The 16,766-nt window shown below is 66.0% G+C and carries 13 protein-coding genes and 1 riboswitch; of the genes, 10 read left to right on the forward strand and 3 right to left on the reverse strand.

The genetic code is table 11. From position 1 onward, the window contains the following. Positions 1-2 precede the first annotated feature (2 nt). Both mtr and CH278_RS17265 read right to left on the reverse strand, forming a co-directional pair. Positions 3-1,388: a mycothione reductase gene (gene mtr, locus CH278_RS17260; RefSeq protein WP_094622434.1), complete on the reverse strand. Its 1,386-nt coding sequence runs from the start codon at positions 1,386-1,388 to the stop codon at positions 3-5. After that, positions 1,385-2,425 (reverse strand): alpha/beta hydrolase, encoded by a 1,041-nt coding sequence (locus CH278_RS17265; protein WP_027496725.1) that lies wholly within the window; start codon positions 2,423-2,425, stop codon positions 1,385-1,387. Before CH278_RS17265 ends, mtr begins: the two co-directional genes overlap by 4 nt. Positions 2,426-2,616: 191 nt before the next feature. Here CH278_RS17265 and mqo point away from each other — a divergent pair, with 191 nt between their 5' ends. From mqo to CH278_RS17315, 10 genes are all read left to right on the forward strand, one after another. Beyond that, a complete protein-coding gene (gene mqo / locus CH278_RS17270; RefSeq protein WP_027496726.1) occupies positions 2,617-4,137 on the forward strand; it encodes a malate dehydrogenase (quinone) in 1,521 nt (506 codons plus the stop codon). 11 nt (positions 4,138-4,148) lie between these two features. Beyond that, on the forward strand, positions 4,149-4,625 hold the full coding sequence (locus CH278_RS17275) for a GNAT family N-acetyltransferase (RefSeq protein ID WP_027496727.1): 477 nt from the start codon (positions 4,149-4,151) through the stop codon (positions 4,623-4,625). A gap of 85 nt (positions 4,626-4,710) precedes the next feature. Beyond that, positions 4,711-4,803, forward strand: a riboswitch (adenosylcobalamin-variant (AdoCbl-variant) riboswitch). Between the two features lie 54 nt (positions 4,804-4,857). Further along, positions 4,858-6,795 (forward strand): magnesium chelatase subunit D family protein, encoded by a 1,938-nt coding sequence (locus CH278_RS17280; RefSeq protein ID WP_027496728.1) that lies wholly within the window; start codon positions 4,858-4,860, stop codon positions 6,793-6,795. A gap of 11 nt (positions 6,796-6,806) precedes the next feature. Then, the gene (cobO, locus tag CH278_RS17285) at positions 6,807-7,427 is read left to right on the forward strand and encodes a cob(I)yrinic acid a,c-diamide adenosyltransferase (protein ID WP_027496729.1); all 621 of its coding nucleotides are present in this window, start codon (positions 6,807-6,809) and stop codon (positions 7,425-7,427) included. Further along, positions 7,421-8,815, forward strand: a complete 1,395-nt coding sequence (locus CH278_RS17290) for a cobyrinate a,c-diamide synthase (protein ID WP_179274444.1) — start codon at positions 7,421-7,423, stop codon at positions 8,813-8,815. Before cobO ends, CH278_RS17290 begins: the two co-directional genes overlap by 7 nt. Continuing rightward, positions 8,806-9,195 (forward strand): cobalamin biosynthesis protein, encoded by a 390-nt coding sequence (locus tag CH278_RS17295; RefSeq protein ID WP_052073793.1) that lies wholly within the window; start codon positions 8,806-8,808, stop codon positions 9,193-9,195. The genes CH278_RS17290 and CH278_RS17295 overlap by 10 nt, the downstream gene beginning before the upstream one ends. Positions 9,196-9,232: 37 nt before the next feature. Next, positions 9,233-10,900, forward strand: coding sequence for a DUF7800 domain-containing protein (locus tag CH278_RS17300; RefSeq protein WP_032366425.1), 1,668 nt, complete (start codon positions 9,233-9,235; stop codon positions 10,898-10,900). 71 nt (positions 10,901-10,971) lie between these two features. Next, positions 10,972-12,654 carry an ATP-binding cassette domain-containing protein gene (locus tag CH278_RS17305; RefSeq protein WP_032366426.1) on the forward strand — a complete coding sequence of 561 codons (1,683 nt, stop codon included), beginning with the start codon at positions 10,972-10,974 and terminating at the stop codon, positions 12,652-12,654. Beyond that, on the forward strand, positions 12,621-13,901 hold the full coding sequence (gene cobA, locus CH278_RS17310) for a uroporphyrinogen-III C-methyltransferase (protein ID WP_048318323.1): 1,281 nt from the start codon (positions 12,621-12,623) through the stop codon (positions 13,899-13,901). The genes CH278_RS17305 and cobA overlap by 34 nt, the downstream gene beginning before the upstream one ends. A 7-nt stretch (positions 13,902-13,908) precedes the next feature. Next, positions 13,909-15,396, forward strand: coding sequence for an MFS transporter (locus tag CH278_RS17315; RefSeq protein WP_032366427.1), 1,488 nt, complete (start codon positions 13,909-13,911; stop codon positions 15,394-15,396). 13 nt (positions 15,397-15,409) lie between these two features. Here the strand turns inward: CH278_RS17315 and mgtE are convergent, their stop codons facing one another. Continuing rightward, on the reverse strand, positions 15,410-16,756 hold the full coding sequence (gene mgtE, locus CH278_RS17320; RefSeq protein WP_094622438.1) for a magnesium transporter: 1,347 nt from the start codon (positions 16,754-16,756) through the stop codon (positions 15,410-15,412). Positions 16,757-16,766: the final 10 nt, after the last annotated feature.

The raw sequence follows: 16,766 nt of genomic DNA on the forward strand, positions 1-16,766 counted from the left end.
AACTACAGTTCGAGGCCCAGGAGCGCGTTCTCGACCACCTCGGGCAGTCCCGGATGAATCCAGTACTGACCGCGGGCCATGTCCTGGGCGGATAACCCGAAGCTCATCGCCTGGATGAGCGGCTGGATAAGCGTGGGGGCCTGAGCTCCGATGATGTGGGCCCCGAGTATCTTGCCGGTGCCCTTCTCGGCGATGATCTTGCACAGCCCCTCGCTGTCCTCCATCGCCCAGCCGAAGGCGACGTCGCCGTAGTTCTGGACCTTCACCGTGATGTCGAGCCCTGCGTCTCGGGCCTGTTCCTCGGTCATCCCCACCTCCGCGATCTGCGGGTCGGTGAACACGGCAGCGGGAACGAATCGGTGATCGTAGGTACGCAACGCCGACGTGTCGCCGTGCCAGGCGTCCTGCAACAGGTTGTACTGGACCACGCGCGCTTCCTGATTCGCCACATGCTTGAGCTGATACGGCGAGGAGACGTCGCCCAGTGCGAACACGCCCTCGGCGGTGGTGCGGCCGAACTCGTCGACCGTGATGCGGCCCTCGTCGTCCAGCTCGATCCCAGCAGCACCGAGATTCAGTCGGTCGCCGTTGGGCTGCCGGCCGACGGCCACGAGGAACGCGTCTCCGAGGACCTTGGTGCCGTCCGCAAGTTCGACGCCGTGCAGTCCGCCCTCGGAAATCCCGCGCGTGTCACCGGAATCGAGGTGAACGTCCCACTTGGCCCGGGCGAGCTCGGTGAATCGTTTCGCGATATCGGCATCCAACGCGCGCAGCAGTGAATCCTTACGGGCGACGATCGATACCCTCGATCCGAGTGCGGAGAACACGTGCGCGAATTCGGCTGCGATGTAACCGGATCCGAGGATCACGAGGTGTTCGGGCAGTGCCGGTAGGCGCATGACGTCGTTGTTGGTGTGGTAGGTGACACCGGAATCTTCGATCGATTGCGGCACGGTGGGACGTGAGCCGGCCGCGATGACGATCTGGTCCGCCGTGATGGTCGTACCGGTTCCGGTGTCGATGGTGCGCGGGGCGACGAAGCGTGCGTGACCCTCGAACAGCGTGACGTTGGGGCTGCCCTCGGCGCGGTATCGCTTGCCGCCCTCGGAGATGGGGTCGATACGTCCGAAGACCCGCTCGACGATGTCCGGCCAGCGGACCGTGTCGACGTGCGCATCGATGCCGTACTTGGAGGAATCTCGCACCGTACGAGCCACCTCGGCCGCGTACACGTACATCTTGGTGGGGATGCAGCCGACGTTGAGGCACGTACCGCCGAACGTCGCATTCTCCTCGATCAGGGCGACCTTCTTGTCGTCGAACCTCTGATCGACGATCGAGTTTCCCGAGCCCGAGCCGATGATGACGACGTCGAAATGTTCTGTCATGAAATGTGTCCGATCTCGGTGTGGTCCTTGCCCGACGCGTGGTCGGTCTTCTCTCCCCGGTGCAACCACTCGAGCCATTCGTCCATTTCCTCGAAGGCCCGTGAGCGAGGGCCCTCGGTGGACAGGAAGACGTCGTGGCGTGCGCCCTCGATGGGGACGATCGAGGTTCGATCACCCAGGCAGCCGGCCCAACGGGCGATTTGCCGGACATCGAGAACGGCATCGGCCGCGTCGACGGCCGAGCTGTAGCGGCGGGAGAAATGCGTCACCTTCGAGCGAAGGATCAACGACGGAATTCCGATATCGAGGCCGCGGTGCAGCTCGGCATGCCCGTGCCGGACCGCACGGATCCAGCCGAAGGTGATGGGGAAGCCGGCGAGGGGTTTCCAGTCCAGGTCGTAATCCCACTCGCCCTGCTCCGATGCCGCGAGGGAAAGGCCGTAGGTATCCAAGCCGCCCCCGGGGACCGGCGTCTTTGCCCGAAATCTGCCGATCACGTCGATCGCCGCGGTACCGACGCTACGTATCGCCGGCGGGCCCTGCAGGTCGAACCAGGGGCTGTTGAGGACGACGCCTGCCAGGCCCAACCCGGACGAGCCGCCCTCCTGACGGTTGAGACGGTTGAGCCACAGCGGCAACACGAGGCCACCGGTGGAGTGCGCCATCAGCAGCACCGGCGCGTCCGCGCGCTCGGCGCGGACCAGGCTCAGCGCCTCGTTCAGCTCGGCGTCGTACATCGCCAGATCGGTCACAAAGTGTGCGGTCTGGCCCTCACGGCGCGATCGTCCGCACTTGCGCAGGTCGAGCGCGTAGAACGCGTATCCCTTCTCGGCGAAATGCTCGGCGATGTGTCGCTGGAAGAAGTAGTCGGTGAATCCGTGGACATAGATCACCGCGCGGTCGAAGTTGGCGACACCCGGCGGTTGATACCGCACCAGAGTGGCCTCGACCTGGCCCTCGCCGTCCGGATCGTCTCCGAGTGGGATGGTCGTCTGTTCGTAGCCGTCGCCGAGGACATCGGGAACCCAGGTAGTCACAGATCACAACTGTAGTGGGCGCCGCCGACAGCGTCCGAGGAGCACAATCGAGAGCAGGTTGACGTGGTGTCCGATGGGGTAGGCCCAGCTAGTAACCTGACCGCATCGGGTGAGTAACCCTCTACAGAAGAGTTCTCGGACCGATACCGCCACCGGCCGAGACCTTTACAGACAAGGAAGTCGATTCTCCAGTGTCCACAGATGAGCAGGGTAAGCGGATCAAGACCGACGTCGTTCTGGTCGGTGCCGGAATCATGAGCGCCACCCTCGGTGCGCTGCTCCGTCAGCTCGAGCCGAACTGGTCGATCGACGTCTACGAACGTCTCGACGCCGCAGCGGCCGAGAGCAGCGACGCGTGGAACAACGCGGGCACCGGGCATTCGGCGCTCTGCGAGCTCAATTACACGCCGCAGAACAAGGACGGCAGCGTCGATATCGCCAAGGCGCTCAACGTCAACGAGCAGTTCCAGGTCTCGCGGCAGTTCTGGGCCCACGGCATCGAAACCGGCGTCCTCTCCGACGCCAAGAACTTCATCAACCCGATCCCGCACGTGAGCTTCGTGCACGGCGAGGACAACGTGAAGTACCTGCGGGCGCGCTACGAGGCGCTCGTCGGCAACCCCCTGTTCGCCGGCATGGAGTACATCGATTCCAAGGACGAGTTCACCGCGCGACTGCCGCTGATGGCTCGTGGCCGTGACTTCTCCGATCCGGTTGCGCTCAACTGGAGTCAGGAAGGCACCGACGTCGACTTCGGTGCACTCACCAAGCAGCTGCTTAACTACCTGTCCGCGGCGGGTGGCACCGTGCACTTCGGGCACGATGTGCGCAACATCACCAAGCAGTCCGACGGCACGTGGGACGTCAAGGTGGCGAACCAGCGCACCGGTGCCAAGAAGACCGTCAACGCCAAGTTTGTGTTCGTCGGGGCGGGCGGCGGCGCGCTGCACCTGCTGCAGAAGTCGGGCATCGCCGAGATCAAGGGCTTCGGCGGGTTCCCCGTCAGCGGCGAATGGCTGCGGTGCACCAACCCCGAGCTGATCGAGCAACACTCGGCCAAGGTGTACGGAAAGGCCTCGGTGGGAGCACCGCCGATGTCGGTGCCGCACCTCGACACGCGCGTCATCAACGGCCAGCAGGGATTGTTGTTCGGACCGTACGCGGGATGGTCACCGAAGTTCCTCAAGCAGGGCAAGATCACCGATCTGCCCGGCTCGGTCAAGCCGGGCAACCTGATGTCGATGCTCGGCGTCGGCGTCACCGAGCTCGGGCTCGTGAAGTACCTGGTGAGCGAGTTGGCTCAGTCGCAGGCCGATCGGGTCGAGACTCTGCGGGAGTTCGCGCCGACCGTCGTCGCCAAGGACTGGGAGCTGGTCACGGCCGGTCAGCGTGTGCAGGTGATCCGGAAGAAGGGACGCGGTGGCGTTCTCGAGTTCGGCACCGCTGTGGTCAACGCTGCCGACGGCAGCATTGCGGGCCTGCTCGGTGCCTCTCCCGGCGCATCGACAGCCGTACCGGCCATGCTGGACGTGCTGCAGCGGTGCTTCGGAGACAAGTACGACGCGTGGCAGCCCAAGCTCAAGGAAATGGTCCCGTCCCTGGGGGTCAAACTGGCTCAGAACAGCTCGCTGTTCGACGAGGTCTGGGCCTGGACCTCGAAGACGCTGGAGCTGGAAAGTTCGCGTGAGCTCGCACAGCACACGGGTGTGTGATAGCAAAAGGTATGAATACGCAAGCAGCAGCTCTCAAACGATCGTGGGCACTAGACCTGTCCAACAGCACGTTGTACGACCTGTTGAAGCTGCGTGTCGAGGTGTTCGTGGTCGAGCAGGCATGCGCCTATCCGGAGTTGGACGGACGCGACCTGCTGACCGAGACGCGGCACTTCTGGCTCGAACGAGATGGTGAAGTGGTGTGCACTCTGCGTCTGCTCGAAGAGCACGACGACGGCGAGAAGGCGTTCCGTATCGGCCGCCTGTGCACCCAGCGTTCGGCCAGGGGACAGGGACACACCACACGAATTCTGCGGGCCGCCCTGGCCGAGGTCGGTTCGGCACCGTGCCGGATCAACGCGCAGAGCTACCTCGTCGACATGTACGCCAAGCACGGCTTCCTGCCCGACGGCGAGGAAGTACTCGAGGACGGTATTCCGCACACTCCGATGCGTCGCGGTGGCGGCACCGCCTGGAGCGAGGCGTAACAGCCCGTTCGGATCCGAAGCTACGAATGCCACACACGTCCAGGCGTGTGTGGCATTCGTTCGTTCGGCGGTAGTGTTCCGTTCGAAGTCGAGTGCGGAGAAGTCCTGTGAGAATCAGGCGCGGTCCCGCCACTGTGATCAGGAGTGTTCTCCTGTCAGCCAGATCGCCGCCCGGCTTCGTGTAGTCCACCGAACGCTCGGCGCGGAACTCCGAGCACGAAGGGAATTGGTTGTGCAGCGAGAGAGCAGTGTCCCCGAACCGGGGTATCCGTTCAGTGCGATCGTCGGTCAGGATCAGCTGCGGTTGTCGTTGATCCTGTGCGCGGTGCACCCCGGTATCGGCGGTGTGCTGGTGCGCGGCGAGAAGGGGACCGCGAAATCGACGGTGGTTCGGGCGCTCGCAACTCTGCTGCCTGCCGTCGAGGACGAGGACGGTGCCCGCCCGGCCAAGCTGGTCGAGCTTCCGGTGGGAGCGACCGAGGACCGCGTGGTGGGGTCCATCGACCTCGAGAAGGTACTGCGCGACGGGGAACGAGCATTCCAACCCGGCCTGCTCGCAGCGGCACACCGCGGCGTGCTCTACGTCGACGAAGTGAACCTGTTGCACGACCATCTCGTGGACGTCCTGCTCGACGCGGCGGCGATGGGTCGCGTACACGTCGAACGAGACGGCGTATCGCATTCTCACCCAGCACAATTCGTCCTCGTGGGCACGATGAATCCCGAGGAGGGTGAGCTCCGGCCACAGTTGCTCGACCGATTCGGTCTGGCGGTCGAGGTCACCGCGTCGCGTGATGTGGACGTGCGCATGAATGTCGTGCGCAGGCGTATGAACTACGAGCGTGATCCCCACGCGTTCGCGGCAGCGTACGTCGACGAGGACGCCGCCGTTGCAGCGCAGATCGTGGCTGCACGCACGATCCTCGATGATGTGGTGTTGAGCGACAAGGAACTTCGGCGCATCGCCGCGCTGTGCGCATCGTTCGACGTCGACGGTATGCGCGCAGACCTGGTGGTCGCGCGTACGGCCTCGGCCCACGCCGCGTGGCGAGGCGCGAGCGAGGTGACCGAGGAGGACGTGCGCGTCGCGGCCGAATTGGCGCTACCGCACAGGCGTCGACGCGACCCCTTCGACGAGCCGGGTATAGACGACAAGCAGCTCGACGACGCCATGCGCGACGCCGCCGAACAGGCCGAGCAGCAACCCGATCCCGAGCCGGAGCCGGATCCCGACGGTGATGGAGGAGCACCGAAGCCCGACGCGGCCGAAACTCCCGACGCGCCGTCGAGTACGGAATCCGACACGCCGCAGGAACCGGCCGACAGCCAGGAAAAGGCCCCGACCGGTGCGGGCAGCGATCGGCAGGCGGGAACACCGGGCGCGCAGTTCAAGGCGCGGCTCATCGAGCTTCCCGGGGTCGGTGAAGGTGCTCCGGGTAGGCGCTCGCGGTCGAGGTCCTCGTACGGACGGTCGGTTCGTCCCACCGTCGAACCGGGCCGGGGTCTGCATCTGATCGGTACGTTGTTCGCGGCAGCCGAGCAGCAGGTGGTGCGTGGGCGCACGTCCGGGCGGCTGCGACTGGCGCCCGAGGACCTGCGCGGAGCCGTCAAGGAGGGGCGCGAGGGCAACCTCATCGTCTTCGTCGTCGACGCGTCGGGATCCATGGCTGCGCGAGACCGACTGTCGGCGGTGACGGGTGCGGTGCTCTCACTGCTCCGTGACGCCTATCAACGGCGCGACAAGGTCGCGGTCATCACCGTGCGCGGCACCGAGGCCGAGACAGTACTGCCGCCGACGTCCTCGGTCGATGTCGCTGTGACGCGGCTGCGAAAGATGAAGACCGGGGGCAAGTCTCCGTTGGCGCAGGGATTCCTGACCGCGCGAGAGTTGGTGCTGCGCGAGAAGGTTCGAGACCCGCTGCGGCGCGCGTTGGTGGTCGCTCTGACGGATGGGCGTGCCACGGGCGGCACCGATCCCGTCGGTCGGGCGCGAATCGCCGCCGGCCGCATCGCGGCGGACAAGATCGCGTCGGTCGTCGTCGACTGCGAGTCGGGCATGGTGCGCCTGGGATTGGCCGCGGACTTCGCCGGCTGTCTCGGAGGCGGATACGTGGCGCTCGCGGACCTGTCGGCCGAGCAGGTCACCGCCGTCGTTCGCGCAGCGGCGTAGGGGGACACGCGATGCCACAGGGAGTACCTGCTCCGGGAACCGTTCCGGAGGACGGCCTCACGACTCGTCAGCGCCGCAATCTGCCGGTGCTCGCCGTCCACACCGGTCCCGGTAAAGGGAAATCGACCGCTGCGTTCGGAATGGCGTTGCGGGCCTGGAACCAGGGTTTCGACGTCGGCGTGTTCCAGTTCGTCAAGAGTGCGAAGTGGAAGGTGGGCGAGGAAGCGGCGTTTCGTGCTCTGGGCGACGCGCACGAGAGCACCGGAATCGGAGGCGCTGTCGAATGGCACAAGATGGGGGAGGGGTGGTCGTGGACTCGCAAGAAGGGCAGCGAGGTCGACCACGCCGACGCCGCGGCCGAAGGCTGGCGTGAGATCGCACGGCGCATCGAGCAGCAATCCCATCGCTTCTACGTGTTGGACGAATTCACCTATCCACTCAAGTGGGGCTGGGTCGACGTCGCGGAGGTGGTCGAGGTGCTGACACATCGGCCGGGCAACCAACATGTCGTCATCACCGGCCGCGACGCTCCGCCGGAGTTGATCGCGGCCGCCGACCTCGTCACCGAGATGACCAAGGTCAAGCACCCGATGGATGCGGGTCGCAAAGGGCAGCGGGGCATCGAATGGTGAACCGGTCGTGTCCGGCCGTGGTGATCGCGGCACCCGCGTCGGGCAGCGGAAAGACGACGGTCGCCACCGGACTGATGGGTGCCCTGCGCGGTGCCGGCCGTCGGGTCGCTCCGTTCAAGGTCGGCCCGGACTACATCGATCCCGGTTACCACTCGCTCGCCGCGGGCCTGCCCGGTCGAAATCTCGACGCGGTCATGGTCGGTGCCGACCGCATCGGCCCACTGTTTCTGCACGGCAGCAGCGGCTGCGACATCGCGGTGGTCGAAGGCGTCATGGGCCTGTTCGACGGCAAGATCGACATGACCGGTCCGGGGGAGGCGTCCGCCGAGGGCTCGACCGCGCGAGTGGCGGCCATGCTCGGCGCGCCGGTGGTGCTCGTGGTCGACGCACGCGGGCACAGTCAATCCCTCGCCGCCGTGCTGCACGGATTCTCCACCTACGACTCGAGTGTGCGGATCGGCGGTGTGATTCTCAACCGCGTCGGCAGTGATCGGCACGAACAGGTGCTCCGTCAGGCCTGCGAACGAGTGGGTGTTCCGGTTCTGGGCTCCCTGCCGAGGATGAGTGAATTGGTCGTTCCGTCACGGCATCTGGGGCTGATCACCGCGGTGGAGCACGGCGGTGCCGCTACCGATGCGGTCGACGCGATGAGTGCATTGGTCGCACAGTTCGTGGACATCGAGGCGGTCGAGGCTCTGGCGCGTTCGTCGGTGACCGTCCCGGCCTGGAACCCTGCGCTCGAGGTCAGACCGTCCGGCGGCGCACCGGTGATCGCTGTCGCCGGCGGCCCGGCGTTCACCTTCGGCTACACCGAGCACGTCGAACTGCTTCGGGCCGCCGGCGCAGATGTTGCGGTCTTCGATCCGCTGCGCGACGGATTACCCTCGGGCACAGCAGGAGTGGTACTTCCCGGCGGGTTCCCGGAAGAACATGCCGCCGCCCTCGCGGCGAACGAAGTGCTGCTCGCCGATATCAAGACAGCGGCGGCCCGCGGATTGCCGATACATGCCGAATGCGCCGGGTTGCTCTATCTCGCACGGAGATTGGACGGCCACGCCATGGCCGGGGTAGTCGACGTCGACGCGGAATTCGGGAACACGCTCACCCTCGGATACCGCGATGCCGTCGCCCTCGAATCGTCGACGCTGTTCGACGCGGGTAGTCGCGTCACCGGCCACGAATTCCACCGAACGAAACTGGTGGACGTCCGAGAGAGCGCACCGGCGGCGTGGGGTTGGCACAAGCACGGGGTCGACGGCAGAACCGCCGCACGCGAGGGTTTCGTGCAGGGTGGTGTCCACGCGTCGTATCTGCACACGCACGCGGCGGGAAACCCCGAGTCGATCACTCGATTCGTCTCTGCCGCACACGATTACGCGTGCGTGTGAGGCGCGGCGTCGTCATCGGAATCGGCACCAGAGCAGGGGTCGGACCCGACGAGGTACTGCAGGCGATCACCGAGGTGATCGAGGAGAACTGGTCGGTGGTGAGCATCGCATCGATCGACCGAAAAGCAGAACTGGTGGCAGCGATCGCGTCCAGAATGGGTGTTCGAGGATCGACGTTCTCGGCGTCGGACCTGTCCGCAGTCGTCACCGAATCCGGGTCGGACCGGGTGCGAGACGCAGTCGGTACTGCCAGCGTCGCGGAAGCGTCGGCTCTGTTGGCCGGCTCGTCGCGGCGGCTGCTGGTTCCGAAGGCAGTCGGTGCCACCGTGGTCGTCGCGGTGGCCGCGACGGACGAAGAACCGGCGGATCTGCCGCACTGACTGGCGAAAGCGAGCCGACGAGGGCACTGTGGGTCGAATGAGTTCCGACAGTCTGGTTCTACTCGGCCCGATCGTTCGTTATGTCGGCACCGAGACCGCGACCTTGTGGTTCGAGATGGCGCACCCGTGCACCGTCACCGTCGTCACCGAAGTCGGCGTCCGAGCATCGGAACGAACGTGGGGAGTGCACGGCCACCACTTCGCGCTCGTTCCACTCGAGGGCCTGCCCGCCAACGCGCCGGTGAGCTACGAGGTGTTCGTCGACGAGCACAGGGTGTGGCCGGAGGACGGCAAGCGAGCCAGCATCCACACCGTGGACGCAGCGGGGCCGGTCACGCTCGCGTTCGGGTCGTGTCGGCGCGGTGACGATTACAGCGCGAAGTCTCTGAAGACGATCGGTGCCGATGCACTCGCCGGTCTCGGATCTGCCCTCATCGAGCAGGATCCGGGCCAGTGGCCCCAGGCCCTCTTGCTTCTGGGTGACCAGGTGTACGCCGACGACCCGTCGCCCGAGATAGTCGAACGACTGCAGGCGCGGCGGGAGTCGGGAGAGGGACCGACCAGTGCCATCGGCACCGACGCGGAGAACGAGATCTGCGACTTCGAGGAGTACTCGTGGCTCTATCGGGAATCGTGGGGACTCGAGCCGGTGCGGACGCTGTTGGCGAGCATCCCGTCGTGCATGATTCTCGACGATCACGATCTGCGCGACGACTGGAATTCGTCGGCCTCCTGGCGTCGTGACATCGAGACCCGGCCGTGGTGGAACGACCGCGTGATCGGGGCGTACTCGTCGTACTGGGTGTATCAACATCTGGGCAATCTCTCGCCGAAAGAACTGGCGGGGGACGAGATGTACGCCGCCGTTCGCTCCGCCGAGACCGACGCGGATCGCGAGAAACTGTTGGCCGACTTCGCGTTACGTGTCGATCGAGCCCCCGAGACCGGCCGGTGGAGCTTCTATCGAGATTTCGGCGACACCCGTCTGATCATGATCGACTCACGCTGCTCACGAAATCTCGACCCCGACAACCGCGAAATGGTCGACGAGAAGGAATGGGCGTGGGTCCGCGAGCGCGCACTCGAGACGACGCCCCGACACCTGCTGTTCGGATCGTCACTGCCGTACCTGATGCTGCCGGCACTGCACCATCTCGAACAGTGGAACGAGGCTGTGGCACAGGGGAGTTGGGGGACGAGGTCGGCCAAGGTGGCCGAAAAGATGCGGATCGGACTCGACCTCGAGCACTGGGCCGCATTCACCAACTCGTTCAACGACATGGCAGCCCTGACGCGTGAGCTCTCGCGCGGTGACGACAAGCCCGCGTCGATCATGTGGCTCTCGGGAGACGTGCACTGCTCGTACGTCGCGAACGCCGACTTCGGTGTCGGCGGGCGCGACGTGCCTGCGACGTATCAGCTGACGATGTCTCCGTTCCGCAATCCGCTGAATCTCCCGATCCGCGCGGTTAACAAACTTGCCGTCAAACGCCCGGCGGCGAGGATCCTGTCGAAGCTCGCGCGGGCCGCCCACGTGGGCCCGTCGGGTGTCGAGTGGCAAGCCGAGGCGGGCCCGTGGTTCGACAACGGGGTCATGCTGCTGACCCTGCACGGCGACTCGGCGCGACTGCAGGTCCACCATGCCCACGTCGACGACGCCGGGAAGCAGGTTCTGACACGAACGTCCAGCCTGGCGCTCGCCTAGAGCAGGCACCCCGCCATGCTCGGGTGAAAACGATTGGCCATCGAGGGGCTTATGGGGTTGGCTGGTTCGTTGTGGCCCATCTCGAACTCAACGACATCGTGTACTTCCTGCCCGACGGACGGCAGCTGCTCAACGGCGTCGGCTTCCGGGTGGGCGACGGTGCCAAGACCGCACTGATCGGGCCCAACGGAACCGGTAAGACGACGTTGACGCGCATCGTTGCGGGCGACGAGGCTCCCGACGAGGGCGCGGTGTCGAGCTCCGGTTCGCTCGGGGTGATGCGGCAGTTCGTCGGGCAACTGCGAGACGACTCGACCGTGCGTGATCTGTTGCTGTCGGTCGCGTCCCCAGCCGTGCGGTCCGCAGCTGCTGCGCTCGACGCCGCCGAGAACACGATGATCGAGGTCGACGACGAGAAGACCCAGATGAAGTACGCGCAGGCCCTGTCCGATTGGGGCGATGTGGGCGGCTACGACCTGGAACCGTTCTGGGACAAGGTGACCACGGCTGCACTCGGTATGCCGTTCGATCGGGCGAAGTGGCGCGCGGCTTCGACGCTCAGTGGCGGTGAGCAGAAGCGGCTCGTGCTCGAGTCGTTGTTCGCCGGCACCGACGATCTGCTGCTGCTCGACGAGCCGGACAACTACCTCGACGTGCCCGGCAAACGTTGGCTCGAAGCGACCATTCGCGACTCCGACAAATCCGTCCTGTTCATCAGCCACGACCGGGAGCTCATCGCCAACGCTGCCAACCGGATCGTGACCCTGGAGCCGGGGGTGAGCGGGGCCACCGCGTGGGTGCACGGCGGTGGGTTCGCGACGTATCACGCAGCGCGGGAAGACCGGAACGCGCGACTCGACGAACTGCGCAGGCGGTGGGACGAGGAATTGGTCAAACTGCGCGCGCTGGTGTTGCGTCTGCGCGAGAAGGCGAAGTTCAACGACGGCGTCGCCGCCCGCTACCACGCATCGCAGACGCGACTGGCCAAATTCGAGGAGGCCGGACCGCCCGAGGCCGTACCGCTCAAGCAGCACGTCACCGTCCGGTTGCGCGGTGGTCGAACGGCCAAGCGTGCGCTCGTGTGCACGGCCCTGGAACTGACCGGCCTGATGAAACCGTTCGACACCGAGATCTGGTACGGCGATCGCGTGGCGGTATTGGGTTCCAACGGCTCGGGCAAATCGCACTTCCTGCGTCTGCTCGCCAACGGCGGCACCGATCCCGAGAAGGAGCACGAGCCAGTCCAGGAACTCGCACTCGCGCCCGTTCCGCACACCGGGACAGCGGTACTCGGGGCCCGGGTACGGCCCGGTCTGTTCGCGCAGACGCACACGCGTCCGGATCTTGCCGGCAACACGCTGCTCGAGATCCTTCACATGGGCAACGAGCACCGGGACGGCATGGGCCGTGAGGCCGCCGGCCGAGCGTTGGACCGATACGGTCTGGCCCGCGCGGCCGAACAGTCCTACGACAATCTGTCGGGCGGGCAGCAGGCACGTGTGCAAATTCTTCTGCTCGAGCTCTCCGGTGCCACGCTGCTGCTGCTCGACGAGCCGACCGACAACCTCGACCTGATGTCGGCCGATGCGCTCGAAGACGCCATCGCGGCATTCGAGGGCACCGTGATCGCGGTGACACACGACCGGTGGTTCGCCCGCAGTTTCGATCGATTCCTGGTGTTCGGTGCCACCGGGCAGGTTTACGAAGCAGCCGAGCCCGTATGGGACGAGAAGCGAGTCCAGCGCGCGCGGTAGCGTTTCCTCTCGTGAACGCGACTGACTCTCCCTATCTGGTCGGCCTGAATCTCGAAGGGCGGCGCGTCGTCGTGGTCGGTGGCGGCACCGTCGCACAGCGTCGACTACCGCTGTTGATCTCGTCCGGAGCAGTGGTCCACGTGGTCACCCGCGAGGCCACTCCGGCCGTGGAGGCAATGGCGACAGCAGGGCAGGTGACGCTCGAACTGCGCGATTACCGCCACGGCGATCTGGCCGACGCCTGGTACGCCATCGCCTGCACCGACGAGGCCGAGACCAATATCGCCATTGTCGCGGAAGCGACCGCGTCCAAGATTTTCTGTGTCCGTGCCGACATCGCCAAGGACGGCACAGCCGTCACTCCGGCGTCGGCCGAATGGGACGGCCTCACGCTGGGAGTGTTGGCAGGCGGCGAACATCGCCGATCGGCCGCCGTGCGCAATGCCGTCGTCGAAGCGCTGCAGTCCGGCGTCGTGGCCGACTCGGCGCACGCGCCGCTGACCGGTGTCGCGCTCGTGGGCGGCGGTCCGGGCGACCCGGACCTGATCACCGTCCGGGGCCGCAGACTGCTGGCATACGCGGACGTCGTGGTGGCCGATCGGCTGGCTCCACCCGAGTTGCTCGCCGAACTCGGACCACACGTCGAGGTCATCGACGCCTCGAAGATCCCGTACGGCCGGGCTATGGCGCAGGAAGCCATCAACCAGGCGCTGATCGACGGTGCCAAGGCCGGCAAGTTCGTGGTTCGGCTCAAGGGCGGTGACCCGTACGTCTTCGGTCGCGGTTACGAGGAGCTCGAAGCGCTGGCCGCCGAGGGCATTCCGGTCACGGTGGTACCGGGCATCACCAGCGCGATCTCGGTTCCGTCCTCGGCCGGAATCCCGGTGACGCATCGCGCCGTCACCCACGAATTCGTCGTCGTGAGCGGTCACGTGGCCCCCGATCACCCCGATTCTCTGGTCGACTGGGACGCGTTGGCCAAGCTCAAGGGCACAATCGTGTTGCTGATGGCCGTCGAGCGCATCGGGCTGTTCGCCGATGTACTCGTGGCGGGCGGCCGCCCGTCGGACACCCCCGTCATCGTCGTTCAGGAGGGCACCATGCGCACCCAACGTGAAGTTCGGGCCACGTTGAGCACCGTCGCCGACGCGGTCCGCGAGGCCGAGATCAGGCCGCCGGCGATCGTCGTCATCGGCACTGTGGCCGGGTTCTCTGTACACGCCGGTAACGTGAACGCTCGTGCCTGAGTCATCGATGTCCAACACCTCCGCCACCGAGATCAAGTACCCGGTGACGACTCGAGCGTTCGGGATGGCGATCATCGTCCTGAGCGGGCTGCAACTGATGGTGGTTCTCGACGGCACCGTCGCCAACCTCGCCTTGGCTCCGCTGCAGGCCGATCTGGGTCTGTCCGACGCCGGGCGCAACTGGGTGTTGACCTCCTACGCGTTGGCCTTCGGTGGGTTGATGTTGCTCGGCGGCAGGCTCGGCGACGCCTTCGGGCGAAAGAAGATGTTCCTCGCCGGCGTCGTCCTGTTCACGATCGCCTCGTTGCTGTGCGGACTGGCAGTCAACGAAGCCACGCTCGTTGCGGCGAGGGCACTGCAGGGGGTCGGTGCCGCGGTGGCGTCGCCCACGGCATTCGCGCTGGTGGCCACGACATTCGCTCCGGGCCCGGTGCGTAATCAGGCCATCGCCATCTACGCCGCCATGACCGGTGTCGGGTCCATTGCCGGGCTCATCATCGGCGGCGCTCTGACCGAGGTGTCGTGGCGTTGGATCTTCCTGATCAACGTACCGATCGGCATCGTCATCGTCGTGCTCGCCGTCGTGTCGCTGCAGGAGACCGTCGGGGCGAAGCTCGCCCTGGACGTGCCGGGTGCGATCCTGGCGACCCTGGGCTGCACGGGTGTGGTCCTCGCGCTGAGCGAGGGTACCGAGCTGGGCTGGTCTAGCCCGATCGTCATCGTGTCGTTGATCGCCGGACTGCTGTTCCTCGGATTGTTCCTGTTGGTCGAGCGACGGGCCGAGAACCCGCTGCTGCCGTTCTCGTTGTTCGTCAGTCGCGATCGAGTGGCGACTTTCGTCGCAATCTTCTTCGCCGGCGGGGTCATGTTCTGTCTCGCGGCATATGTGGCGTTGTTCGTGCAGGACATTCTGGGCTACAGCCCGCTGCATGCCGGCCTGGCGTTCGTGCCGTTCGCCTTCGGTCTCGGTGCCGCGGCGTTCCTCGCGTCGCAACTGGTGACTCGGATCGCTCCGCGCTGGCTCATTCTCTGTGGTGCGGTCATCATGGTCGGCTGGCTGCTGGTGTCCGTGACGACGATGGACGCGGATTCGGCGTACTTCCCAGGGTTGTTCTTCCCGGTGATCGGGATCGGCTTCGGCGTCGGTCTGACGGTCGTTCCGCTGCCTCTGTGCGCCATCGCGGGCGTGAGCCCCACCGAAATCGGTCCGCTGACGGCAATCTCGCTGGTCGCCCAGACCCTCGGCGGTCCTCTGGCGCTGGCCGTCATCGGGGCACTGGTCACGTCGCGAACACTGTCCCTCGGCGGCATATCCGGGCCGGCGACTCTGATGAACGACAGTCAGCTCGACGCACTGAGCTCCGGGTACATGTTCGCGCTGTTCTGTTGCGCGGTCTGCGCCGTGATCGCCGGCATCGCCGCACTGTTCATCCGATTCACCCCGCAGCAGGTGGCCCAGGCGCAGGCCGCGCAGGAAGACGCCCAGAAGGGCTGACGAGCGGGGCCGATCAGACTCCCAGTACGGCCTTGGCGATGAGGAAGTAGACGATCAGGCCGGTCGCATCGCAGAAGGTCGAGATGAAGGGCGTCGAGAACACCGCGGGGTCGACGCCGATCTTCTTGGCGATCAGCGGCATCGCACCGCCGACCGTCGCGGCGAGCGTGCATATCGACAGCAGCGTCGTGCCGATGACCAGGCCCAGGTGCCAGTCGTAGACGAGTCCGGCGATGATGAACCCCAACGTTCCGAGCATCGCTCCCATCGTCGCGCCGACGCGGACCTCGCGAAACAGCACAGCGGCAATGTCGCGCGGGCGGACGTCACCCAGGGCGAGCGCGCGGGTCACCGTGGTCGCGGCCTGCGAACCGGTGTTCCCGCCCGTGCCGGTGAGCAGGGGAATGAACAGCGCGAGGGTCACCACCGCGGCCAGTGCATGCTCAAAGATCTCGAGCACCTGCACGGTGAGGATGGCCGACAACGCCAACACGAGCAGCCAGACCACGCGCGAACGAACGATGGACAGGACCGGCGTCGACAGGTACGGCCGACGCAGCGGTTCTGCACCGCCCGCCCTGGCGGCGTCCTCGTCCTCGGCCTCCTCGAGGATGCGAGAGGACTGCTCGAGGGTGAGGATTCCGATCAGGCGCTGTTCGGAATCGACCACCACCACCGCCGGACTGCGATGCTCGAAACACAGACGTGCCGCGACCTCCGCCGACGAGTCCGCCCGCACCACCGGATGCGACGAATGGAGCTCTCCGACCGGCGTGGTCGATTCCGCAGTCGCGAGATCGGCGAGCGTCACCACACCGAGCAACGTGCGACGGTCGTCGGTGATGGGCAGCAGGTACACCGATTCTGCGTCGGGACCGGTCCGTCGCACCGCGTCGAGAGCCTCGGCTGCCGTGGTGTCGTTGCGTAGGCGCACGTACTCCGGACTCATTCGACGGCCTACCGAACCCCGGTCGTAGCCCAGCATCGGTGCAGTGAGCGCCCGTTGGGCCGGCGACAGGCCGAGCATCATGCGATGCGCGATGTTGGAGGGCAGCTCGTCGAGCAGTTCCACTCGGTCGTCGGGGTCGAGGTTCTCGAACAGGGCGATGACGTCGTCGCTACGCAAACTCTCGAACAGCTCGCTGCGAATGGTCGCGTCGAAGCGCTCGAACACGACGACGGCCTCGTCCTTGGGTAACAGCCGAAACAGAACCGCCCGCTGCGCCGAGTCGACCCGTTCGAGCATTCTGACCGCGTTCGTCGTGGACAGACCCGCCATCAGGGTCGACAACGCGGCCACGTCGCGCTCGGCCAGTAGTTCCGATGTCCTGGTCACGATGTCGTCGAGAGTCTCGGGCACCGGTCCATTT

The organism is Rhodococcus sp. 05-2254-5 (assembly GCF_002258575.1).
GTDB classification, from domain to species: domain Bacteria; phylum Actinomycetota; class Actinomycetes; order Mycobacteriales; family Mycobacteriaceae; genus Rhodococcoides; species Rhodococcoides fascians.

Excerpts from the sequence above, each read along its gene's own strand:
- mtr (WP_094622434.1), bottom strand. The coding sequence starts at position 1,388 with ATGACAGAACATTTCGACGTCGTCATCATCGGCTCGGGCTCGGGAAAC.
- CH278_RS17275 (WP_027496727.1), top strand. The coding sequence starts at position 4,149 with ATGAATACGCAAGCAGCAGCTCTCAAACGATCGTGGGCACTAGACCTG.
- cobO (WP_027496729.1), top strand. The coding sequence starts at position 6,807 with ATGCCACAGGGAGTACCTGCTCCGGGAACCGTTCCGGAGGACGGCCTC.
- CH278_RS17290 (WP_179274444.1), top strand. The coding sequence starts at position 7,421 with ATGGTGAACCGGTCGTGTCCGGCCGTGGTGATCGCGGCACCCGCGTCG.
- CH278_RS17300 (WP_032366425.1), top strand. The coding sequence starts at position 9,233 with ATGAGTTCCGACAGTCTGGTTCTACTCGGCCCGATCGTTCGTTATGTC.
- cobA (WP_048318323.1), top strand. The coding sequence starts at position 12,621 with ATGGGACGAGAAGCGAGTCCAGCGCGCGCGGTAGCGTTTCCTCTCGTG.
- CH278_RS17315 (WP_032366427.1), top strand. The coding sequence starts at position 13,909 with ATGTCCAACACCTCCGCCACCGAGATCAAGTACCCGGTGACGACTCGA.